Annotated in this window: 18 protein-coding genes; 4 read left to right on the top strand and 14 right to left on the bottom strand. The window is 28.9% G+C overall.

Features of this window, described 5'->3' with window-relative positions:
* Nucleotides 1-40 precede the first annotated feature (40 nt).
* The 12 genes from HBE96_RS03895 to HBE96_RS03840 form a co-directional block, all read right to left on the bottom strand.
* Nucleotides 41-652 carry an ABC transporter ATP-binding protein gene (locus HBE96_RS03895; RefSeq protein ID WP_169296452.1) on the bottom strand — a complete coding sequence of 204 codons (612 nt, stop codon included), beginning with the start codon at nucleotides 650-652 and terminating at the stop codon, nucleotides 41-43.
* Nucleotides 653-735: 83 nt separating this feature from the next.
* Nucleotides 736-1,479, bottom strand: a complete 744-nt coding sequence (locus HBE96_RS03890; protein ID WP_169296451.1) for an ABC transporter permease — start codon at nucleotides 1,477-1,479, stop codon at nucleotides 736-738.
* Entirely contained in the window at nucleotides 1,451-2,440 is a 990-nt protein-coding gene (locus tag HBE96_RS03885) for an ABC transporter substrate-binding protein (protein ID WP_169296450.1), read from the bottom strand. The genes HBE96_RS03890 and HBE96_RS03885 overlap by 29 nt, the downstream gene beginning before the upstream one ends.
* A 438-nt stretch (nucleotides 2,441-2,878) precedes the next feature.
* On the bottom strand, nucleotides 2,879-4,480 hold the full coding sequence (locus tag HBE96_RS03880) for an FMN-binding protein (protein WP_169296449.1): 1,602 nt from the start codon (nucleotides 4,478-4,480) through the stop codon (nucleotides 2,879-2,881).
* Between the two features lie 23 nt (nucleotides 4,481-4,503).
* On the bottom strand, nucleotides 4,504-5,511 hold the full coding sequence (locus HBE96_RS03875) for an FAD:protein FMN transferase (protein ID WP_243186830.1): 1,008 nt from the start codon (nucleotides 5,509-5,511) through the stop codon (nucleotides 4,504-4,506).
* Nucleotides 5,512-5,814: 303 nt separating this feature from the next.
* Nucleotides 5,815-6,153, bottom strand: a complete 339-nt coding sequence (locus HBE96_RS03870) for an arsenate reductase family protein (RefSeq protein WP_169296448.1) — start codon at nucleotides 6,151-6,153, stop codon at nucleotides 5,815-5,817.
* 28 nt (nucleotides 6,154-6,181) lie between these two features.
* Nucleotides 6,182-6,772, bottom strand: a complete 591-nt coding sequence (locus tag HBE96_RS03865) for a CDP-alcohol phosphatidyltransferase family protein (RefSeq protein ID WP_169296447.1) — start codon at nucleotides 6,770-6,772, stop codon at nucleotides 6,182-6,184.
* 7 nt (nucleotides 6,773-6,779) lie between these two features.
* A complete protein-coding gene (locus tag HBE96_RS03860; RefSeq protein WP_169296446.1) occupies nucleotides 6,780-7,328 on the bottom strand; it encodes a flavodoxin family protein in 549 nt (182 codons plus the stop codon).
* Between the two features lie 16 nt (nucleotides 7,329-7,344).
* A complete protein-coding gene (locus HBE96_RS03855) occupies nucleotides 7,345-7,932 on the bottom strand; it encodes a TetR/AcrR family transcriptional regulator (RefSeq protein WP_243186829.1) in 588 nt (195 codons plus the stop codon).
* 164 nt (nucleotides 7,933-8,096) lie between these two features.
* Nucleotides 8,097-9,329 (bottom strand): DUF4317 family protein, encoded by a 1,233-nt coding sequence (locus tag HBE96_RS03850; protein WP_169296445.1) that lies wholly within the window; start codon nucleotides 9,327-9,329, stop codon nucleotides 8,097-8,099.
* 70 nt (nucleotides 9,330-9,399) lie between these two features.
* The gene (locus HBE96_RS03845) at nucleotides 9,400-11,196 is read right to left on the bottom strand and encodes an ABC transporter ATP-binding protein (protein ID WP_206154825.1); all 1,797 of its coding nucleotides are present in this window, start codon (nucleotides 11,194-11,196) and stop codon (nucleotides 9,400-9,402) included.
* 46 nt (nucleotides 11,197-11,242) lie between these two features.
* Nucleotides 11,243-12,970, bottom strand: a complete 1,728-nt coding sequence (locus tag HBE96_RS03840; protein ID WP_169296443.1) for an ABC transporter transmembrane domain-containing protein — start codon at nucleotides 12,968-12,970, stop codon at nucleotides 11,243-11,245.
* Nucleotides 12,971-13,130: 160 nt separating this feature from the next.
* Between HBE96_RS03840 and HBE96_RS03835 the strand changes: the two genes are divergently transcribed.
* The 4 genes from HBE96_RS03835 (at nucleotide 13,131) to HBE96_RS03820 (ending at nucleotide 21,394) form a co-directional block, all read left to right on the top strand.
* Entirely contained in the window at nucleotides 13,131-17,972 is a 4,842-nt protein-coding gene (locus HBE96_RS03835; protein ID WP_169296442.1) for a DNRLRE domain-containing protein, read from the top strand.
* Between the two features lie 25 nt (nucleotides 17,973-17,997).
* Nucleotides 17,998-19,278 (top strand): right-handed parallel beta-helix repeat-containing protein, encoded by a 1,281-nt coding sequence (locus HBE96_RS03830; RefSeq protein ID WP_169296441.1) that lies wholly within the window; start codon nucleotides 17,998-18,000, stop codon nucleotides 19,276-19,278.
* A gap of 834 nt (nucleotides 19,279-20,112) precedes the next feature.
* Nucleotides 20,113-20,493, top strand: a complete 381-nt coding sequence (locus HBE96_RS03825) for a response regulator (RefSeq protein ID WP_169296440.1) — start codon at nucleotides 20,113-20,115, stop codon at nucleotides 20,491-20,493.
* 4 nt (nucleotides 20,494-20,497) lie between these two features.
* Entirely contained in the window at nucleotides 20,498-21,394 is an 897-nt protein-coding gene (locus tag HBE96_RS03820) for a cyclic di-GMP-binding domain-containing protein, MshE-related (protein ID WP_169296439.1), read from the top strand.
* A gap of 160 nt (nucleotides 21,395-21,554) precedes the next feature.
* Here HBE96_RS03820 and HBE96_RS03815 read toward each other — a convergent pair whose 3' ends face one another.
* Both HBE96_RS03815 and pepV read right to left on the bottom strand, forming a co-directional pair.
* On the bottom strand, nucleotides 21,555-21,947 hold the full coding sequence (locus tag HBE96_RS03815) for a bacteriohemerythrin (protein WP_169296438.1): 393 nt from the start codon (nucleotides 21,945-21,947) through the stop codon (nucleotides 21,555-21,557).
* A gap of 346 nt (nucleotides 21,948-22,293) precedes the next feature.
* A complete protein-coding gene (gene pepV / locus HBE96_RS03810; protein WP_169296437.1) occupies nucleotides 22,294-23,685 on the bottom strand; it encodes a dipeptidase PepV in 1,392 nt (463 codons plus the stop codon).
* Nucleotides 23,686-23,940: the final 255 nt, after the last annotated feature.

Below are 23,940 nucleotides of genomic sequence, written 5' to 3'. Positions count from 1 at the left end.
CCCTTCATTTTTTACAGCCTTACCTTCTCTTTCAGTTATATTATTTGTCTAATGAGTAAATTTCATCTCCCAAGAGCTTTGCCTCTTCCATATCATGAGTTACTAATATAACTGTTCTTTTATCCTGCTTGTAAAGCTTTAAAAATTGCTCTATTATTTCTTTTTTTAATTTTTGATCTAATCCCTTAAAGGGTTCATCCATTAAAAGCAACTTGCTTTTATACGCAAAAGCCCTAGCTATAGCTACTCTTCTTTTCATTCCACCGCTTAACTTACTTGGAAGTTTATCCTTGTATTCTGTGAGCTTAACCAAATTTAAATATTTATCTATAACACTATTCATTTCATCCTTATTCATTATAGACTTTAGCACAAAAGCTATATTTTCATAAACTGTAAGCTGCTCAATAAGTCTATCTTCTTGAAATATATAAGATATCCCTTTATCATTTAAAATCACTTCTCCGCTATCTGCTTTTATTAAGCCACTTATAATATTCAACAATGTGGTCTTTCCACAACCAGAAGGTCCTAAAATCACAGTAATATTGTCTTTTCTGAAATTTATATTTAAGTTATCCAAAACCTTATGTTCATCATAATACTTACATAAGTTTTTTATTTTTACTTCGTAATCATCTATGTACTCCATAAATTACACCCTTAATCATTTTTTATAATTTTGTTTATAAATAACTATTTACCTTTTACATAATAAATTTTTAATAATATAAATTATTCCTCTTGTCCTTTTATATAATATTTAAATACTATTTCAAAAATAAAACTTAGTGCTACTATTACAATTGTCCACGCAAAAAGCTCTGCAGTTTCCAAAGTTGACTTTGCATTTAAAAGATTTAAGCCTATAGAATACTTTGGTATACTTAGAACCTCTGAAGCTACGGAAACTTTCCATCCCATACCTAAACACATTAGAACTCCTGAAACAATATAATGCTTTATGTAAGGTAAATATATATCCTTTATTATGTATTTATTTTTAACTTTATAAACGCTAGCCATCTCAATTAAGTTTTTATCTACAGCTTTTATTCCCTCTAATACATTAGTATATATTATAGGAAAACATGTTAGCACACTGGTAAATATAACTACATTGGAAGCTTTAAACCAAACTAAAGCTAATATTATTATGGACATAACTGGAGTAGCCTTTATGCATACTATTAAGGGTTCCAACAATTCCTCAATAAATTTATTAGTAGCTGCAATAATTCCAATGAATATGCCTATACCTATGGATAAAGATACACCTGCTATAACTCTTAAAACGCTATTAAAAGCACACTGCCAAAAATAAATTTTTTTAACAAGTTGAACTAGAACTTCTATTACTTCCAAAGGTGAAGGAAGTAGTAAAGAATTATTAACAAAAAGGGAGCAAAGCTCCCAAATTAACATCCAAAATATTAATATACTTATTTTTCTAATTTCCTTTGTAGTAGAAATTTTCATCAGGCATTTTTCCTCCAATGGATTTAGGATCACTTTCTTTTAAAACTTTATAAAAGTTATTTAAAGAAGCTTTTCCATCTTTAGCACTAATAAATACTATGTTGCATTTTGGAATAGCCATTTCTGCTACTTTAGCTTTTGGCATTATTCCATATTTCTCTACTAATTTTCCTGCTTCTGCTTTATTTTTATTTACAAAGTCTACAGAATTTTTATATTTTGTAAGGAATTCATCTACATCTTTTCCTCTTTTATCTATAAAATCTTTTTTAAATACTAACGTCCCCATTAACAATTTACTATCAGTTCCAGATACCTTTTCCCACTCTTTCGTCAAGTCTATTGGAATTTGCAAATTACTAACCTTCATCTTTGTAGTAGTTACAAATGGCTCTGGTAATACTGCTATAGTTCCTGGCTGTGAAGCTACTAATGCAGCTACATCACTATGCTGTCCTTTATACTCAATTTTAACATCCTTTTCTGTATCTATTCCATTTTTCTTTAATATGTAGTTTAAGGCAAATTCTGGTGTTCCGCCTTTTCCACTGGCATAAATAGTCTTACCTTTTAAATCCTTTATATCCTTTATGGTACTTCCATTTTCAACAACATATAAAATTCCTAAGGTATTTATTCCTACTAATTGAATATTACCCTTTGTCTTACTATATAAAATTGGTGCTAAATTAGAAGGTACTGCTGCTCCATCTATTTCACCATTTACAACTTTAGATACTATTTGATCTGGTGAATCAAACATAGAAATATCATAATCTTCCTTATTTTCATCCATGAGTTTAACCATACCCATGCCTGTAGGTCCTTTTAAAGCTGCTATTTTAATTTTTTCTTTTTTAGCTGGCTGTTCAGCACTTTGCTTATTGCCGCATCCTACTGCAAACAATGCTAGAAGCATTAAAGTTAAAGCTGTAATCCAAACTTTTACTGACTTTTTCATTATGTATCCCCCTCTAATTATAAATATTAATGTATCTATAATTATATAACAAAACTTTATAGTTAACAAATCTAGGGATATATAATTTTTTGCAATTATTAAAAGTTATATTCAAACTTTTAATATACCTTTTAACAAAATAAGCACATTGATACACAACTTTTTAGTTGGAGTCTGCATTGAATATATGGTAAGTGTTTCATCACATTAGCTAAATTGTTTTAGTATTATTCTTAGCTCAAAACTTTTGAAAGCCTTAGAACTTTAGTCTTGTTTGAGGTAACCAAGTTTGACAAAGTTCTTAGGCTTTCAAGAATTTCGAGCTTTAGAATAATTAAAATATTTAGCCGTGATAAAATACTTACCATATATCATGGATTAAAAGTTAAAATACAAACTTCCACTGCCCCCTTGCGTCACATTATTTTTATAAAATGACTATTTTGCCTGGCTTAGTGCATCCTCTACTGCACTTATAATTCCATTACTGCTTCTTGTAGCTCCTGAAACTGTATCTACATTAGTTGATTGAGATTGTATAATTTCCTTTGGAACTATGTCAAAAGGCTGTTCATAATAACCTCTAGATTCATTATGAGATACTATTTCTATGTTACTTATTTTTCCACCTGATACTGTAACAGAAACCTTTAAATTTGGTCTAAATCCACGGCCAACCCCAGTATAAGTTCCATCTTTATATTGTCCCTTAGTTGAACTTATAGATGTACTATTACTTGTAGAAGATGAATTTTGACTTTCATTTGTGCTATTACTTTCTATATTTTCAGAATCATTGCTACTGTTATCTGTTGATTTATTAGTACTTGTTGTTGAATTACTATTTGCTTTTGCTCCACTTAATGCATTTTCTACTGCTTGCATTATTCCATTACTACTTCTTGTAGCTCCTGATACTGCATCTACTTGTGTGGACTGAGTTTCTATTATTTCTTTAGGTACTACATTAAAAGGTTCTTCATAATATCCTCTAGATTCATTATGGGATAATATTTGTATATCAGATATTTTACCATTTTTAACTGTAACAGAAACCTTTAAGTCAGGTCTAAATCCATTTCCAACACCTGTGTAAGTTCCATCCTTATATTGTGCTTGTGATGAATTATTCACATTATTTGAAGCTGAAATAGTTGTACTATTAGATGTGTTTGTGCTTACAGCCATATTACTTTTAACAGAACCACCTAATGCAGAACTAGCAGCATATAATCCTGTAAAAGCAGCTATTGCTACTGCTGATGCAAAAGCTGGATTAATTTCTTGATTTGCAACACTTGCTTGTGTATTTTTTCTTGGACAAACGTCTATACATTTTAAACAATTTATACATTCTCCACTACTTACTTTATTAACCTTATAAAGTTCTATACCCATTGAACAATTATTTGTACATAATCTGCATTTTCCGCATTTATCATTAGGTTTCTTTATTTTAAAAATCCTAATTTTTGATACTATTGAAAATATAGCTCCAAGAGGACATAAATATCTGCAGAAAAATCTTTCAATAAACATTGCACCTACTGCTATAAATATTAATAGTATAAATCCAAAAGTATACTGAAATATGGAATTGGGGAAATTTCCTATTTGTGCAAAAGCATTCCATGGACTATAATTATTTAATGTACTATTTCCCATTGTCCATACAAAACATATTATAAGTGCTAAAACCAAATACTTTACATATTTTAAAATAGAATCTACTTGTTCATTTACTGTAAATTGTTTTTTTAACACCTTTTGAAATGCCATGTATATAAAATCATTAAAGGTTCCAAAAGCACACACCCATCCACAAAAGAATCTACCAAACAATATAGTTATCGGAAGTACTGCAATTGCTGCAGTTAAACCTGGTAATGCCTGAACGAAATTAAAATTCCCCTTTATAATCATGGAATAAAGTTTTCCAATTTCACTAAAACTTAAAGTAAATAATCCTGGAAGTACAATTAAGCATATAATTTGTACTATGCTTCTTAATATTTGTAATTTAGATACTTTTTTCTTCATAATAGTTTTTCCTCCTGCAAAATTTATTTTCCATACGAAAATTCTATATTAGTAATATTAAATTTATCTTTAATACCTGATGAGGTATACACTTTCTTATCTTCAGTTATAAATATAGCTTCTACTCCATTTATAGATTCTATTAATCCCATTCCATCTTTAACTCCCATAATATAAACTCCAGTTGATAATCCATCACCATCAATAGAATAATCAGATATTATAGTAGTACTTATAACTTCACCTTCTGAAGGATACCCTGTTCTGGAATCTATTATATGATGAAACCTTTTTCCATTCTTTATTGAATATCTTTCATAATTTCCAGAAGTAACTACAGACTTGTTTGAAACACTTAGTACTCCTACAAATTCTCCTCTTTCTTTTAAGGGATTTTGAATGCCAACATTCCACTTACTTCCATCAACTTTATTACCTACAGCAAGTATGTTACCCCCAAGATCAATCAATGCACTTTTTATATGGTATTTTTCAAGTACTCTTTTAACTTCATCTGCTGCATAACCTTTGGCAATACCTCCAACATCAAGTTTTTGATTTTCTTTTTTTAACTTAATGGAAACATCTTTTTCATCTAAGCATATATCTTTGTAGTCAACAAGATTAAGATTATTTGCAATTTCACTTTTATCTGGTATTTTAAAATTTTCTTTACCTATGTTCCATAAATTCACTATTGGCCTAATTGTAGGATCAAAAGTTCCATGACACATTCTACTGTATTCTACTGCTTTGTTTATTACAAAATAAGTATCGCAGCTAACCTTCTCATAACATTTACCAGCACTTCTATTGATTTTTGAAAGCTCACTATAATCTTTAAATGCTGACATTTTATCATCTATATCATTAACTCTTTTCATAGCTTCACTTATTGCTATTTCAGATTTATTTCCATATGCTCTCAATTGTATTATGGTTCCAAGAGAATAAAATTCCCTCCAGGCTAGCATTTCATCCTTCTTAATATTTTTTGAAAATATGCTAAGCAGATTTTTAGAATTAAACATATTATTCGTACCCCCTTTTGATATATTTTAAATCGCTGTTAATACCATACTAAAGACCTTCACCTTATGCTCTTAAAAATCTTTATCCAAAGCGTTAGGTTCTACTTATTCCCTCTCTAAAAATCAGGAATATTATAACAGGTTGTTATCCGATAAATATATTCTATATTACTTACCTTAATTTAAGTTTAGAGTTTCCTTAGAGTTTGCTGAGAAATAGGAAAACAAATTTTAAATAAAAAAATAAAGCCATATTAGCTCACTAAACTAATTATAGCTTTATTTTTAAGTTGAAATATAATATTACTCCCATTCCTTCCAAATCTCTGGTTCATATCCTACTGTAGCTTGTTTACCGTTACGTACTATTGGAGTTTTACAAACTTTAGGATTATTTAAAAGTATTTCTTCTTTCATATTGCTGTCTCTAATTTTATCAAGATTTAATCTTGTATATTCTTTTGCTTTAGTATTTATTAAATTGTTTAATCCAACAGCTTCTTTAACACTTTTAAGTTCTCCTTTGCTTAATCCCTTCTCATTTAAATCAATAAATTGATAATTAATTTTTCTCTCTTTAAAATATCTTTCTGCCTTTTTTGTATCAAAACATTTTTTTACTCCGAAAATTTGAATATTCATAAATTAAATGCTCCCTTCTAGGAATGTCTTATCCAACTTTATTAATTTCTAGCTTATCTTCACATTTTTTCAAACTTACAATGCAAGTCCAAATACGGTATGAAGAAGAAACAATTGCAGCAAAAGTTATAATGTACATAAATGAATAAACTATATATAGATATCTAGCATTCATAATATGAAAAGTTATATAAGAAAATACAGGAATAACATAAAACATTTCAGCAGCAATTCTACCTAAAAAATCAAAAATAAATATAGATTTTTTGCTGCAAGTCTTTTTAATAAAATATGAAGTAATAATAAACTCTGCAAATTTAAATAATATAACAAATAAAAACCACAATGGCACAATATGTAGAATATATAATACCATATATGAAATGATAATGTACAATAAATCTGCAGCTACATCAAAAACAGCTCCTAATTTTGATACACTGCCATTAAATCTAGCAATCCTGCCATCTAAAAAATCAGTTAAAAATATTATATAAGTAATTATTATAGGTATCAACATATCACCAAAATGTTTAACAATGTAGAAATTTAAAAATACTGATAATATTACTCTAAGTAATGTTATGATATTGGGAAGTTTCATCATAAGTTTTTTCATAATTTCACTATTCCTTCGATAATTCTTTACCTAAATTATAAGCTTTACTTTCACTTTCCTTTTTTGAACTTGAAAGAAACTTTACTTTTTTATATGTCTTTGTACCATTAAGAGACTTTTCCATAATTTCAAGTTCATCTTTTTTCGAAGCATCTGCTCCAGTTGAAAATGCTATAACTTTCTTAGATGAAAGGTCTTTTATTTTTGACATATAATCTGTTACTACTGTAAGTGGTTTTCCTGCATAGTTTGGTGAACCAAAAATCACTATGGAATATTTTGATATATTATATTTTAGATCTTTTTCTGGATAATTCAATGTAACCTCATAACCTTCATCATTTAGTCCTTTGGCTATTGAATTTGCCATTAAACTTGTAACATCAGATAATGAAGGTTGAAAAATGATTAATGCCTTTTTAGGAGATGCATTTTTACTTGTAAGTATCTTTTCGTTGCTTCCTTTTATTTTATTTGCGTATCCAACCATCAGCACCATACTAGCAACCGTAACTATTGCTAAAATTACAACCCCGATTAAAATTTTCTTTAACATTCTTATCTCCTCCTTGCTAAGCCATCAATTTATATATGTACTTTATATTTGATAAAAGTTTTGTTTTTATTTCCTGTCTATTATTCATAAAGCTTCGGTTGTTTATCCATTTACACAATTCACCATGTAAATATCCATGTAATATATTTGCAATTAAACTTGCCTTTTCCTCTGAAAGTTTATCATTACTTACTTTCATAATTATTTCAATAAGTTCTTTCCCTGGCTTGTTTAACATTTTAATTACTTCATCAGGAGGATTTCCACCTATAGTATCAAACCATATAAGTTTATACCAACCAGGATGCTCCATTGAAAAGTCAATGAGATTATCCAAAAGTTCATAAAGCCCTTTTTCACAATTAATTTTAACAGTTAAATTACTTTCGGAATAATACACCATTTTTAGTAGTGCCTGTCCAAGTGCTTCCCAAAAAATTTCCTCCAAGCTCTTAAAATAATTGTATAGGTTCGTATGAGCACATCCGAGTTTTTTTGCAATATCTCTTAAAGTTACATTTTTGCTTCCTTCATTTTCATCTATTAAGGCCAATGTATTCTCTATAATTATTTCCCTACTTAAATTATTTTTAATATTTTTCATTTTATTTACTCCTTTACCAACGTTAATTACCATTGGTAATATAATAGCAAAAATAAATTTGCATGTCAATAAAATGGCATTCAAATTATTCATAAATTAATAATATACACTTAAAGAAAAACCCTCTGCATTAATGCAAAGGGCTGTTCATATACTTTTTTTAATTATATATAATCTACTTCTTCTGTTTCTAATTTAAAACCATTTATTTGTACATCCTCATTTAACTCTATTAGAAGGCACTTTCTCCCTCTTTTATCTCTTATCTGCTTCACAGCACTTAAATCCCTTGGAGTTATTGTTATATTAGTATTTTCATTTTCTATTTTTATAGATTTACTCTTAAAATCAGGCACTATATTTTTCACTTTAAATTCATAATCACTTCCACATATCTCTTCAAAAGCGCTTTTTACTACTTCAGTATTTTCTACTCCGCTTTCTTTTAAAACATTTTCTACTTCCTTCATATTTACAGTTGGTTCTTCATCATCTTCAATTTCTTCTTCCAGTTCTAGTTTTTCATTCATTCTTTCATATATTTCCTGCATAGTATCTGGTTTTATGCTATCCCCTACCACTGTATTTAATATAGCATGAAAAGTTTCTTTTTCCTCTATAGCAGTAGCTTTAACATTGCATCCTAATACTTCTTCTACAAAAACATTGTTCATTTGTTTAGCTCTAGATGAATAATAAACTGCCTTATTTACATCCTCATAATCTGCAGAGATGCTTGGAAACATAAAACCATCAAGTGGAGATTTTAAATTTATTACCATATCTAATGCTGAATTTGGTTTAAAGGTTAAATCTGAATAATCAAGTTTTAATACTTTTTTTGGCACATCCACCTTATTTACGCTGCATAATATAAATTCTATGGATTGCACAAAATCATCTATGGACTCATCAGCTTCCATACTTCTTTTCTTGTTTCCTTTATAATATTCTGCCTTCAAAAAATTTATAACTATGTCTGTGTCATAAGTATAATTTTCAGCTATCTTACTTACTATTGTGTCTGCGTAGGATACAATACTTTCATTATTATCATTTAATGCCTTATACAAAACTTGCTGAGTACTATCTATATTCTCTTCCTGGTCACTTTCGCCATCTAAAGTCTCATCACTACTAAGCTGTTCTATTGTACTTTTATCTTTAAAATCCAGTTCAAATATTTTGGAATCCATGGTACCTGTTAATATTTTTTTAAAATTCTCTAAGTAAAGCTCCTGTTTTTCTATATCCATCATTTCAAAATGATTTAATTCTCTTGTTATAATCTCACCATTATCTTTTTTTAAGTATACGCTATATACCTCTTTTATAGGTAGCATATATGCTCCAAGTTTAAATTCTTTTCTTATGTCTGCTAAATCCTTTTTATTCATGTTCATTAAACCTCTTTCTTTATTTGTAATACTATAATTTTTGAATATATACTATATAATTATATCAGAATTATTCAATATTTTTAAACTGATTAAAATACATATTATGGTACATTATTTTATTTTTAATAAGCTCCTGATGATTTCCCTTTTCTACTATTTTTCCTCCATCTATTACCATTATAGTATCTGCATTTCTAATGGTACTAAGTCTATGAGCTATTATAAAAGTTGTACGTCCTTTCATAAGCTTTATCATTGCATCCTGTATATTCATTTCAGTACGTGTATCTACATTACTTGTAGCCTCATCTAAAATCAATATAGAAGGATTAGACAAAATAGCCCTAGCTATGGCAATTAACTGTTTTTGTCCCTGACTTAAATTTTCTCCACTGTCCTGTAAAAATGTATCATATCCTTTGGAAAGTCTATTTATAAATACATCTGCATTAGCCATAGCTGCAGCTGCCTTCACTTCTTCAGAAGTAGCATCTAGCTTCCCATACCTAATGTTATCCTTTATGGTTCCAGAAAAAAGATAAGTATCCTGAAGCACTATACCAAAACATTTTCTCAAACTATCTCTATTATATTCTCTTATATCTATACCATCAATTAAAATTCTACCACTAGTTATATCATAAAACCTTGTAAGCAAATTAACAATGGTTGTTTTTCCTGCACCAGTAGGTCCTACTATAGCTGTAGTACTGCCCTTTGGAGCCTTAAAATTTATATTCTTTAATACAGATACATCTTCTCTATAACCAAAACTAACATTTTCAAATTGTACATTTCCTTCTACATTTTTTAAAACTTTAGCTTCTGATACATCTAAAGCTTCTTCTTCTTCATCAAGTATTTCAAATACTCTTTCTGCTCCTGCTACAGCGGATTGCAGTGTATTAAATATATTAGCTAAATCATTTAGTGGCCTTGAAAACTGTCTTGAATAACTTAGGAAACTTGCTATAATACCTACAGTAATTAAATTTTTTACTGCAAGTACACCGCCAACTCCAGCTACAACAGCAAATCCTATATTGTTAATTACATTCATAAGTGGCATTATAAATCCTGATAATATTTGCGCTTTTATACCTACTTTACATAATTTTGAATTAGTTTTTTCAAACTGTTCAATTACTTTTTCCTCATGATTAAAAGCTTTTACTACATGAATACCTGATATTGTTTCTTCTATATGGCCATTAAGTTTTCCAAGTTCTATCTGTTGATTTTTAAACAGAGGTGCTGTTTTTCTGGCTATAGTACGAGTAAGTAGAAGCACCATAGGTACAGTTATTACACTAGCTAGTGTAAGTATAGGACTTAAAATTATCATCATCAAAAACGAACCTATTATATTTATAATTCCAGACATTAATTGCACTGTAGATTGGGATATGGTACTGCTTACATTTTCAATATCATTAGATAAACGACTCATAACCTCACCATGGGTATGTATATCAAAAAATGATATTGGCAGCCTTTGTAGTTTTTTATAAAGGTGACTGCGTAAATTCATAACTATTCTTTGTGATACTCCCGCCATAATCCAACCTTGAAGAAATGTAATAACTGTATCACCAATGTATGCTGCTATAAGTGTAATAGCCATTATTTTGAGTACTTGAAAATTCACTTTCCCATTTATTTCTGACATTGCATCTACAGATTTTCCTATAATATATGGAACTGCAAGTGAGAGTGCAGCATCAATTATAATAAAAATAAATATCAACATTAAAAATTTACGTTGGCTGCCAAAGTATTTCCACAATCTAGATAAAGTAGCTCTGAAGTTTTTAGGTTTAACCACAGGCATCATTCTACCATGACTTTTACCTGGTCTTCCCATTATGTTCCTTCCAACGCTTATTGGTCCTTTATTTTCTCGAGCCACATTACATCACCTCTTTACCTATCTGTGAGTTAAATATTTCCTTATAAACACTACAACTTTTTATAAGCTTGTCATGTTTACCAATATCAACTATTTCACCATTATCCATTACAATTATTTTATCAGCTTCCATAACACTTGTAATACGCTGTGATATTACAAAACATGTAAGATTCTTTAAGTACTTTTTTAAAGTTAATCTGATTTTTGATTCTGTTGCTGAATCTAAAGCACTGGTGCAATCATCCAATATTAAAATATCTGGTTTTCTAATTAATGCACGGGCAATGGAAATACGCTGTTTTTGGCCTCCTGAAAAATTCACACCGCCTTGTCCTATTTTAGTATCATAACCTTCTGGAAATGCTGAAATAAACTCATGAGCTTCAGCCATAATAGCTGCATTTTTTATTTCTTCCTCTGAAGCATTTTCCTTCCCCCAGAGTATATTATCTTTAATAGTACCTGTAAACAATATTGATTTTTGAGGTACAATTGCTATTTTTTCTCTTAAGCTTTTTAAATTTATATTAGCTACATCTATTCCATCTACTTTAACTGACCCACTAGTTGTATTATAAAAGCAAGGTATTAAATTAACAAGACTTGTTTTTCCGCATCCAGTAGCACCTATAATACCTATTGTTTCTCCAGGCATACAAGTAAAGGTAATATTTTTAATTATAGTTTCTCCTTTACTCATACTATAGGAAAAATAAACATTTTCAAAATCTACCCTACCCTTTGTTCCAGCATCTTCTACATTATCTTCAAAATCCTTTCTCATGTTTTCTTCAATAAATACTTCCCCTATACGTTCAGCAGAAGCCCTAGCTCTAACAAATACTGTAAAAACAAAAGATATCATCATAAGAGAAAAAAGAATTTGTGTCATATAGTTAATAAAAGCAATTACTTCTCCTACATGCATACTTCCACTATTTACACCAACTCCTCCAAACCAAATAACTGCTACTATACCTAAGTTTACCGTCAGTCGTATACTTGGAGAAAAGATAGCCATTAATCTCATTGCATTAGTAGATACTGCTGATAAATCACTATTTGCATCTTCAAATCTCTTAATTTCATAGTCAAACCTATTAAAAGCTTTAACTACTCGAACCCCAGATAAATATTCTCGCATTACAGTGTTCACCTTATCTAAAGCCTTCTGAACCTTAACGAAAAATGGATAACCAACTTGCATGTTAGTAAATATAAGGATTGCTACAACTGGTACTGCTACAACTAACACTAAGGACATATGTAAATTAAGCTTAGCAGCCATTATAATACTTCCTATACATATAAGAGGAGCTTTAACGAAAATTCTCATAAGTCCATTGCAAAAATTCTGCAGCTGAGTTATATCATTAGTTAATCTGGTTACAAGGGATGCCCCTTTAAATTTATCTAAATTATCAAAGGAAAAGCTTTGTATTTTCTTAAACAAATCTAATCTGAGTTCTGCTGAAAATTTTTGAGATACATAATTAGATAAAATATTTCTACCACAAGCTGCTAGTGCACCAAATGCTGTAATTAAAAGCATTATGAACCCTTTATTCATTACATATTCCATTTGTCTATTTGCAACACCTATATCTATTATCTTAGACATTATTGCAGGCTGCATTAAATCACACAGAGCCTCAATAGTTAAGAACATTACTGCTGCTATGAACAATTTCCAGTAGCTTTTTATGTACTTTATTAAGAATTTCACTTTATTCACCTCTTTTTAATTTTATAATTTTTATTTATAAATGGCTACTTAATTATATAATATAATTTCAAATCTTTATATCCAAAAAACCTCATCAGCATACTATGTAATATGACTAAAGCTATACACATCAAAGCAATAAATTTAGGAGATGATATTTTTGATAGAAATACTTTTACCCATAGAAGATACTTGTATAAGTAAGTATAATGCAAAAGTTAATTTTGGCAAGTCTGATTCATTATTAATTGGAAGTTCTTCATCAAGAAATGATTATTATAAAACTCTTTTAAAGTTTGATATTTCTTCAATATTTTCAAAAGTAAGCATTGCAAGAGTATTACTAAGATTATATGTATATAAAAAAGAAAAAACAGGTCAGCAGGAAATAACCGCTTATAAGTTACTTCAAAATTTTAAAGAAATGGAAGCTAACTGGGACAATCAACCTTCTCACGAAGAAGTAGGTTACAGCTCAATATTAACTGATGGTAATATGAATGGATATTTTGATATTGATGTTACGTCTATTATTAACCAGTGGCTAAATGACAAAACTGAAACTGTTCATGGAATAGAAGTAATAGCATCTGAGAGTGCTTCATCTTTTATATGGTTTAGAAGTAGAGAATATAATCAGGATTATATGTGGCCTAAACTTATAGTTGAGTATAATGATTCAAAATTAGTTACTGATAGTAAAGAAAATGAAGATGTATCAATAGAAAGCTGCAATTTATATCAGCTTGGTAATAATTTTTCTGCCGCTTATAAAGTAAAAAAATTAGGAACGAAAGAAACTCTAACTGTCTTGGAAATAAGTGATGATGGATTAGTGTGGTTTTCAGAAAAAACCATAGAGGTTGTTAATGATGAGTACAAGGTAATTGGCACTTCATCTCCAAGAGAATATGATAGAATATCCTTAGTAATTATAAAAGAACCTGAATTGTTCCTGCATACAGGAAAATCTGTTCTAGCACAGGATAATGTTACAAATAAAAATTCAGTAGCTTTAAATTATACTTCTAATAATATTAATATACCAGTAGATGAAAGTGGGCAAATTACGGTAAATAAAACTGGAACTGCAAATATACGTGTGAATCCTAAATCTGTTCAAAATTCTCATAGCATATCTTTTAAGGTAGTTGGTCAGGTTAACGATGATGAAGAATTATCTAATGCATTAGATGATGCTTCTATAACTAATATCAATATTCCAGCAGGTGATTTTACTATATTTAACCACACTATTGATGCTTCAAGAAATATCACTATTTCAGGGATGATTGATGAACATGGTAAACCTATTACTAATTTAATTTTATCTGATATGTATATGTATATTTCATCCTTAGATAATATAAAAATTACTTTAGAAAATATAAACATTATAGGTTTAACACCAAATACAAATGGTATTAATTTTATAGGACAATTTTTAATGAATAGTTCAATAAGTTTTAAGAATGTGCACATGAGGAATTTTAATACTACACTTTATTTTGAGATGTTAGCTAATATAGACATTACAGAATGTGAATTTACAAATAATAATGAAGCTTTAGTATTTAATAATGCTACAAATTGTAGAGTATCTAAAACTAAATTTAAAGATAACAGCAAAGCTTCTGTTACAATTGAAGACAGCTGCAGCAATATGGATATAAGTTCAGAATTTGAAAATTCACCTAGTAACGATTTTATAGGTATTTCAATAATTAATAATCAAGGTATACCTTCCAATATAAACATTACAGGCAGCAGCTTTATAGATTTTGATTGGCATAAACGTGTGACATATACTAATATTACTGACTTACCAGAGTATCATGTAATATACGGTGTTCCAACGGAAACTGATTTAAGAGATGTACTCACAAATTGGACAGAAATAGGTACTATTAATGTTTTGCAAAATATATTAAATATATCTAATCCAATAGAAATAAAAAGACCTGTTATACTAAGTGGAATTTCTAGACAAGTCACAATATCAGCAGCTTCTAATATAGGTAATTTAAATTTTACCCCTTATAGTGCAGTTATTGCAGCAGACAGCAGTAATGTAACCATTGAAAATTTAACTGTAGATGGAAATAACTTTGCGCAAAATGGTATATATGTTCATAGAGATAGCTGCAGTATTTATAACAATATAATCAAGAATATAATAAGACCTGAAGGTAAACGATACTGCGGTGACGGTATAATAGCTTACAGAGAAGGAACTACAACATTTCCTTCACCTATCAACACTTTAAATGCAGCTTCAAATACTATAATTAATACAGCAAGATATGGTATATTTGTAGAAGCCTTTAATACTGAAACTAAACAATTCTTTATGTCAACTAATATTAATGTTACAAGTAATGTAGTAGATAATGTATGGAATAATCCTCTTACACCAATAGAAACACAGGAACCAAATGGTATATTTAGTGCAGCAATAGAACTTCAAGGACTTCAAAAATCTACTACTGAATTTAAAGGTAATTTAATATCTGATGTAAAAAATAATTTAAAGGAAAGTTATATATATTTTATTGATACTGATGAAACCTTAATAAATGGTGTACTTGAAAGCCATAATGCTAATTTAAGTTCTATAAAAATAGAAAACTATAGTGTAGATTTAAGCCAAGCTTTAATAACAGCTACAAATCCTAATGGTACAATTTTACTAGTAAGCACTGATACTACAACAGGTATTAGCATAACACAAGGTGAACCTAATGAAACTGTAGTAGTAAAAGTAGTAAGGAATGGAGAAACTACTGTAATTGATAAAACTCAATGGAATTCATATAATTTCAAAATTAATGATGAAATTTTAGTTGAATGTACGTCTCAAGATAAAGTAGTAACCAATGTGTATAAAATAACAATATCTAAAAAAACCTTAAGGCATGTTACTGTAAGTACTGAAATAGAATTAATAGATGCACTTTCAGATGATTCTGTAGGTCATATATCTTTATTAAATAATATAACTTTGACCAAGGCTCTTTCTATAAATAAATACGTTATTTTAGATAGTAATGGAAATAATAAATTCACTTTAACAACTTTAAAAGCAGGTAATGATATAACATTGGGTAATGGTGCTGATAAAAATGAACTGAATAATTTAAAAATAGATGGAGAATTAATTATAGATATAGGACCATATGCAAGTATATCCCTTCATAATGTAACTGCTACTTTAGGAACAAGAGTACTTTCAGGAGATGTTAATAGTATTCATTTATATGGAATAAACACTCCTATATTGCGTTTCTTTGGTAATGCAAGAGTTATATTAGATGAAGATACTTCATCTGGTACACCTATAAAAAGTATAGTTGGAGAAATTATTCTTAACCCTCCATCACAAGGTACACCAGTTCAAATACTACAAATAATTGGCTCTGAAGTTACTAATTTAGAAGTACAATCACAGTATTCTAACATTTCAATTGAGCAAGATGCTACAGTTACTAATTTAAATATTCAAGAAGAACATTCAAGTATTTTAATTGATCAAGGAGCATCAGTTATCAATTTAGCAATAGATGGCTCTAATACAAATGTTGAAATAAAGAGAGGTGGAACTGCTAAAACAGTGCAAATTGATGCTGGAAATACAAGCTTAACTTTAGATAATGGATCTGGTGTTGAAACTTTAAATTTAAATTCTAATAATTTAACTATTGATGGAAAAAACATCACTCATGTTAATATACAAAGTGGAGTTACAGATATAAGTACTATTGATGTAAAAGGTTTTGAACAAACCGACCCTAGTATGGCTGAAGCAAATAACTCTTTAGCAGTAGTATTTGCACTGACTCAATCAAATATTACAACTATTAAATTAGATGGAATTTTTGAAGGCATTCCTATAACTGGCAAAAGTATAAACAACATCAATGGACCAGTAGATAACAAAATAGTTACAATAGATGATACTAAAGTATTAAAGTTTTCTATAATTGTATATTCCATAATAAAAGTTAATTTACTTCCAGGAATATACGATGAAGCTTTGGAAATAAAGAGATCTATAACATTACAGGGCAGTTCTGGTGTTATATTAAGACAAAAAAACGAAAAAATAGCCACAGAAACAGCTATCACTATATCAGCAGATGATGTAAAAATCATAGGCTTTGAAATCAGAGATTGGAATATAGGCATTGAAAATAAACAAGATAAAAAATCCTATAAAAATATAATCATATCAGACAATATAATCTATTCACCTAAAGACAGCAACTATGGAATTTATATGGGATATGATGCTGAAGCTTTTCTTTATCCTCCTGATGATCTAAGGCACTTAGATGATATGATAGATTTTAAAGGTTTAACAATTATTAATAATCAAATATCAGGATATAACAATCATGGAATGATTATTGAATCGGTTAAAGCTTCTGAAGGTAAACTTATAATTGATAACAATGATATATACAATTCTAAAGGATATGGTATTTGGATAGATACCTCAAAAAATATAAATGTGCAAAATAATAAAATTCATGAAAATGCTGTATATGGAATCTATTTCAGTTCTACAGCTGAAGGAATTCATAGCACCACAGGTAAGGTGCCTTCTGATATAACTATAATTAACAATGAAATAACTGATAATGTGATCTCTAATCTAAGTTTTGATAGTGCTGACTTATCAACTATTAAAATAGCTGATAATAGCATAACAAATAAAGTTTCAAATGGTAAACTAATTGAAAATAACCTCACTACAACCACTGAGGCACCTAAAAATTGGTGGGGAACTGCTTATAAGCCTACTATACAGTCTAAAATAATAGGTTCAGCAAACTTTATACCTTATTATGTTAATGCTTCAAAAACTACTTTAAGCAATGTTAAAACTGATATACACGTAAATTCTAGCTATACAGATGGTAATAGTGGGTCTTATATCTACGGTTACAGTGCTTTTTCAAATATTCAAGAAGCCTTAGAAAAAGCAAAAGAATTTAGTTAAATTATATATTATGGAGAGATGCATTATGATAAGCAATAAAGCCTTAAGTGAAATTTGTGTTACCACCAATGAAGAATGTAAATTAAAAATAGATTCTAAAATAAAGGAAGGGTTTTTGTTAAAAAACCTTGTATTTTCAGATGAGGAAGTAAAAGAAGAATCCAATTATAATAAAAAAATTAATTCGCCTAATAATTCATATTTAGCTACCTCCACTGATATACCAACTATTTATTTAGAAGAAGGTACTTTTTATGAGGATTACTTTGAAATAACATTTCCAGTAATAATAAAAGGTTCAGATACCACAGATAGCAGTGGAAACTATATTTCAAAAACCATTGTTAGAGTAAAAACTATAGGAACTACCATAGTATATTGCCATGACTGTGAAAATGTAGAAATATCTAATATTACCTTTGATAGAAATGGTACTTGTGGCATAGGAGTATTATTTTTAGGAAGTAAAACCATCAATAGTATAGTGAAACAATGCAAAATAACTGGCACCCCTGGTGAACCAGGTTCAAATCAATTTTGTGCATTAGAAGCTTTAAATGGTGCAAGCAATATTACTTTTGAAGAAAATGTAGTAGAAGGGTTCCATTCAGGTCAATATGCAGCTGGTATTGGTTTTATTTCGGCACGTAATATAACTATTAAAAATAATAAAATTGATGGTTTAGATTTTACTGGTAATGGAGTAGAGGGCCTTATATATGGTCCAGGTACTTTTGAAGGAAATACTATAAAAAATTGTGCTTGTGGTATATATGTAAACCAGGCTGATCTTAATATCATCAAGAACAAATGTACTAATAATACTTGTGGTGCATCTTTGAATGGCTTGGATAATTGGACTATGGAATTAAAATTTAATACTCTAAAAGATAATACAATAAGCCTTAATTCTCTTGATAACTTTGATTCCACCAAAAACTATTGGGGAACAACTAATCCAACTACACTTAATTTTGAAAATTCAACACCAAAATTAGCACCTTGGTTTATGGATGAGTCTATGACAACTTTATCTACTCCTGTTAGCAGTATTACTGTTACTAGCCTATTTGACAGCATGGATTTCAACAGCAAATTAAATATGACTGCAAGTATATCTCCATCTAATCCAACAGTTCCTGGAGTGATTTGGTCTGTGGAATGTGGCATAAAGAATAGCGCCTCAATAGATGAAAATGGTGTGCTTAGCTCCTATTCAACAGCAGATACAGTTACTGTAAAAGCAACCGCAAAGGATATGTCTGGAGTAGTAGGAACTAAAGTTATAACTATATCACCTGTTTAAGTATTTGTATTCAACTCAGCTTTCGCAGTTTAAAAATAATGCAACGCAACTAAGATATTGAAGTGCGGTAGTAGTTTGTATTTTAACTTTTACTACGTGATATATAATAAGTGTTTCATCACTGCTAAATGTTTTTAATTATTCTAAGCTCAAAATTCATGAAAACCTAAGAACTTTGCCAAACTCGGTTCCCTCAAACAAGGCTAAAGTTCTAAGGCTTTCCTTAACTTCTCGCTAAGACTAATAAGAAAACAATTTAGCTAATGTGAGTAAACGCTTATCCTATATCCCTACGTAAAAGTTAAAATCAAAACTAGTAACTTCAGTTGTACATATCAATATTGATAATTTTATAACTTAGCTCTTAAAAATTCAGGCGGAAGCCTTCAAGATAGAAAAATAAATCAAAAATATTCATTTTAGTATAATATAATTGTGAAAATTAAAAAAAATCAAACAAAACACTATATAACACATAGATTTAAAATTGGAAATAAACCTACTACTTACAGGCTACGCCTTAAGTTGTGATTAGAATAACTAACTTAAAATATATAAATGAAAAATAATTATTATGAAAGCTGCGCTTTTATTAACTCAGAAACTACATATGCAAAGGTTGAATATTTAATTAATCTAATAGCTGTTTTAATACTAAGTTTAATTATTTTTATGTTATATTGGTATTTATAAATTATTTATGAAATTTGTGGTATAAATTTGTATAATAATATACATTATTGTATAGTGCTTCATATTAATGTATAATATTATATAAATAGAAAATTTACTTTTAACAAAAATATCCTAACATAGAGGGGGAAAATAAACATAATGGAACTAAATTCATTAAAGGTTCTTATTTGTGATGATTCAAGTCTAATAAGAAGAAAATTAAAAGAATCCTTATTTAAATATGGCTGTACTAAAGTTTTTGAAGCATCAGATGGACAAAGTGCTGTAGACATATATATTAAAAACAAGCCTCATTTAGTTTTTATGGATATAGTTATGCCAGTAAAGGACGGTATTACAGCCTTAAGTGAAATAATTAAATTTGATAAAAACGCTAAGGTTATAATATCATCATCATCAGGTACTAAAACATTACTCAAAAAAGCTCTAGAATCAGGTGCTTGTGAATTTATACAAAAACCCTTTGCAGATATGAAAATTGAAAGTGTTTTAAAGGAGTTTAAAAAGGAGGTGCAATAATCATATGCTTACACAATTATTTGGCAATTATCTTTTAAATGAAAAATTGCTTAACCCTGATCAATTAAAACATGTATTGGACTTACAAAAATCTATACACGTTAAATTAGGAGAATTGGCTGTCAATTCAGGATTTATGACTGATGATAACGTTAATGAAGTAAATAATATGCAATACAAAATAAACAAAAAATTCGGAGAACTTTCAATTGAAATGAGTCTTTTAAATGAAGAACAATTAGAATTGTTACTTTTTAAACAAGAATCAAAAGATATGCTTGTTAGACAGGCAATTTTAGATAAAAATTACATGACTCTTTCTCAATTTGAAGAAGCTCTTAGTAATTATAAAATGTCTTATAGTATTACTGACCAAGATTTTAACTTTTTAATAAATGAAAATTTAGACGAAATTATGGATAAATTTTATACCTTTAATAATTGCTCTTATGGCGCCCTTTATAAAAAATACTTTTCTCTTTTACTTAAAAATGTTATTAGATTTGTTGATAGCGATTTTAGGCCTCTAGAAATTAAACCTATCACTAAATATGATTTTAAATATATTGCTTCTCAAAATATTAGTGGAGATTTTGAACTATGCAGTTGTATTTCAGCTGACGAACAAACTTTAATAAAATTTGCTCAAAAATATGCCCAAGAAGATTTCACTGTAAACGATGAATATGTTCAAGAATCCATAGGAGAATTTTTAAACTTAGCTAATGGAATATTTATTGTAAATATGTCTGAAAATAATATTGAACTTGAATTGAGTCCACAAGAACTTCATGTTAACGATAGCTTAATAGACCTTATTGAAGGTTATTGTATTCCTATTGTATTTTCATTTGGAAAAGTTGACTTTATTATTTCAAGATCTGATTCAATTATTGTGTAGAATAACTGAATCAGAATGCTAAGCAAATAACCGAATCAACTTTCAACTGTATTCCGCCTAATATTTGTTATGCAGGAATACAGATGAAAGTTTCTTCGGTTACTTGTAGTTGTTTTGTATAATGCTTATTCTATAAACTTAAAATAAGTACTTATAAAAACTATTTTTCGTTTATCAATTTATCCTTTTGTAATATATGATCAATAATCCAATTAAAAACAAATGCCAACAAGTCTTCAATAGACTTTTGCTGATCATTATCTATCTTGTCCAAATTTACAGAATTGATCTTTTTAATAAAAGCATCATGTTCAACTTTCTGTGTCTCATATTGTTTTGAACCTATTTTCAGCATATATCCTTCTTCAGCCTTAAAATGAAATTCTGTATACTCACATAATTCCTGAATTATCTCAACAATTTTATCATACTTATCTACATAAAAATCATTTTTTAGTAATTCATGTGCTCTATTTCCTATTTCAAAAAGTTTCTTATGCTGCTCATCAATTAATTCTACCCCAACTGAATATTTGTCTTTCCAAACTAACATTTGTTAATACCTCCATTATATTAATTATTGTTATGAATTTTATATGTTTAATTATAACATGTTTTGATAAAGCTTCACATCATTATACAATATTTCACAGTATAAAAAATTCTGTCTCAATGTGCTTATTATACTAAGTCAAAACTTTGTGTGTAGAAGTTCAATATATAAAAAATCACTATGAAATTTTATTAGAATTCAATAAAATTCACAGTGATTTTTATAACTATTACATTCAAGCCTTAGGCATCTTCAAAAAATATTCGTCGCATGTTGGACTTATTATTTCCTTTCAGATGCCTTATATTATAAAAGTTTTAAATATACTTTGATTTATAAAAATTATTTACTTAGCAAGTTCATATATTGTATGAGCATATATTTTAGCATTCATTATAAGATCCTCAATTTCAATATACTCATTAGCTTGATGATCAAGATCTGGTTTTCCTGGGAATATTGGACCAAATCCAATTATATTAGGAAGCTCTTTAGCATAAGTTCCTCCACCTATTCCATAAGCTTTTCCTTCTTTACCTGTTTGTTCAGTATAAACCTTAAGAAGAGTTGTAACTAATTTACTATCTTCTGCAAAATAAAGAGGATCTTGAGCTTCTACTCTTTCTATTTTAGCGCCACACTTATTAAATTCTTCAGAAAGAGTATTCATAATTTCTTCGCCTTTACATGTAACTGGATATCTTATATCTAACCACATGTCTGCCTTTTCTTCATTAATATCAGCCACTCCAACATTTAATGATAACTTTCCTGATGGTTTATCTTCACATGCTACTTTAAGTGAAGTACCTTCAGTTTCTAATCCAACATTCTTATTAAAGAAATCAACATAGCTTCCAAGAGCAGAATCTTCTTTAATAATTGTTCCTAAGAATTGAAGTGTATACATTACAGCATTTTTTCCAAGTTCAGGCATACTACCATGAGCTGATACTCCAAATGTGTGTAAAACTACATCTGCATTAACAATTTCAGCTTTCATATTATATCCCATTTTATCTGCAAATTCTTTTACAGCTTTTACTATACTTTCAGTATCCTTTGCAGCTATTACTGTTTCACATTTATCAGGAACCATGTTAGGTCTTATTCCACCTTTTAATGACTTAACGCTAACATCAGAATTACAAGAATCTAAAGCTTTAACAACATGTATTCTTCTTATACCCTTTTCTGCATTTATAAGTGGATACATAGCATCTGGTGTAAATCCAGACACTGGTGCCTTTTCTTTTTTATTATAAACGTGCATTTCAGCGCTTCCTGTTTCTTCATTTGTTCCAAAAATAACTCTAACCTTTTTTGAAAGAGGCATGTTAAGATCCTTTATAGCCTTCAATCCAAAAAGTGCTGCCATTGTTGGACCTTTATCATCTAATGTACCTCTTCCAAATATTTTATCATCATGAATTTCTGCTCCATATGGTGGATGAATCCAATTATCTCCTTCTGGAACAACGTCCATATGACCAAGCACTGCTACATATTCTTCTCCTTCACCATACTCTGCATATCCATAATATCCATCTTCTTCTTTGTATGTATGAAATCCAAGAGCAGCTGAAATCTCAAGAGCTTTATCTAATGTTTTTGCTACACCTTCACCATAAGGCATACCTGGTTTTCCTTCCTCCTCAGTGCTCTTAATTTTTACTAATTCTTGACTTGCTTTAATAAGCTCTTCTTTCATTTCATCAATTTTTTTGTTAAGTTCCATATTCTTTCCCCCTTATTCTTAATACCCTTTACAAAGGATAATTTAAATTTTTAAATAAAATCATTTTAAATGTACAAATGCCATCTTATTCTTTTTCAGCATAATTTTATAGTACATTTGCAATAATTATATTGTATACTGTTTTTCATATTTTTTCAATATATTTGAATTATTTGTTGAATTGATTAATATTGAATGATAAAATTCATTCAACATTATGACAATTTTTTTAATAATTTTTTCATTTTTAACTAC

Source organism: Clostridium muellerianum, from assembly GCF_012926525.1.
GTDB lineage: Bacteria > Bacillota > Clostridia > Clostridiales > Clostridiaceae > Clostridium_AM > Clostridium_AM muellerianum.
Note: the sequence above shows the minus strand (reverse complement) of the source record. Positions and strands in the feature narration are given on the sequence as shown.

Bases quoted from the DNA above. Each gene is read 5' to 3' on its own strand.
- HBE96_RS03895 (WP_169296452.1), bottom strand. From the start codon at position 652: ATGGAGTACATAGATGATTACGAAGTAAAAATAAAAAACTTATGTAAG.
- HBE96_RS03890 (WP_169296451.1), bottom strand. From the start codon at position 1,479: ATGAAAATTTCTACTACAAAGGAAATTAGAAAAATAAGTATATTAATA.
- HBE96_RS03885 (WP_169296450.1), bottom strand. From the start codon at position 2,440: ATGAAAAAGTCAGTAAAAGTTTGGATTACAGCTTTAACTTTAATGCTT.
- HBE96_RS03880 (WP_169296449.1), bottom strand. From the start codon at position 4,480: ATGAAGAAAAAAGTATCTAAATTACAAATATTAAGAAGCATAGTACAA.
- HBE96_RS03875 (WP_243186830.1), bottom strand. From the start codon at position 5,511: ATGTTTAATTCTAAAAATCTGCTTAGCATATTTTCAAAAAATATTAAG.
- HBE96_RS03870 (WP_169296448.1), bottom strand. From the start codon at position 6,153: ATGAATATTCAAATTTTCGGAGTAAAAAAATGTTTTGATACAAAAAAG.
- HBE96_RS03865 (WP_169296447.1), bottom strand. From the start codon at position 6,772: ATGAAAAAACTTATGATGAAACTTCCCAATATCATAACATTACTTAGA.
- HBE96_RS03860 (WP_169296446.1), bottom strand. From the start codon at position 7,328: ATGTTAAAGAAAATTTTAATCGGGGTTGTAATTTTAGCAATAGTTACG.
- HBE96_RS03855 (WP_243186829.1), bottom strand. From the start codon at position 7,932: ATGAAAAATATTAAAAATAATTTAAGTAGGGAAATAATTATAGAGAAT.
- HBE96_RS03850 (WP_169296445.1), bottom strand. From the start codon at position 9,329: ATGAATAAAAAGGATTTAGCAGACATAAGAAAAGAATTTAAACTTGGA.
- HBE96_RS03845 (WP_206154825.1), bottom strand. From the start codon at position 11,196: ATGGGAAGACCAGGTAAAAGTCATGGTAGAATGATGCCTGTGGTTAAA.
- HBE96_RS03830 (WP_169296441.1), top strand. From the start codon at position 17,998: ATGATAAGCAATAAAGCCTTAAGTGAAATTTGTGTTACCACCAATGAA.
- HBE96_RS03825 (WP_169296440.1), top strand. From the start codon at position 20,113: ATGGAACTAAATTCATTAAAGGTTCTTATTTGTGATGATTCAAGTCTA.
- HBE96_RS03820 (WP_169296439.1), top strand. From the start codon at position 20,498: ATGCTTACACAATTATTTGGCAATTATCTTTTAAATGAAAAATTGCTT.
- HBE96_RS03815 (WP_169296438.1), bottom strand. From the start codon at position 21,947: ATGTTAGTTTGGAAAGACAAATATTCAGTTGGGGTAGAATTAATTGAT.
- pepV (WP_169296437.1), bottom strand. From the start codon at position 23,685: ATGGAACTTAACAAAAAAATTGATGAAATGAAAGAAGAGCTTATTAAA.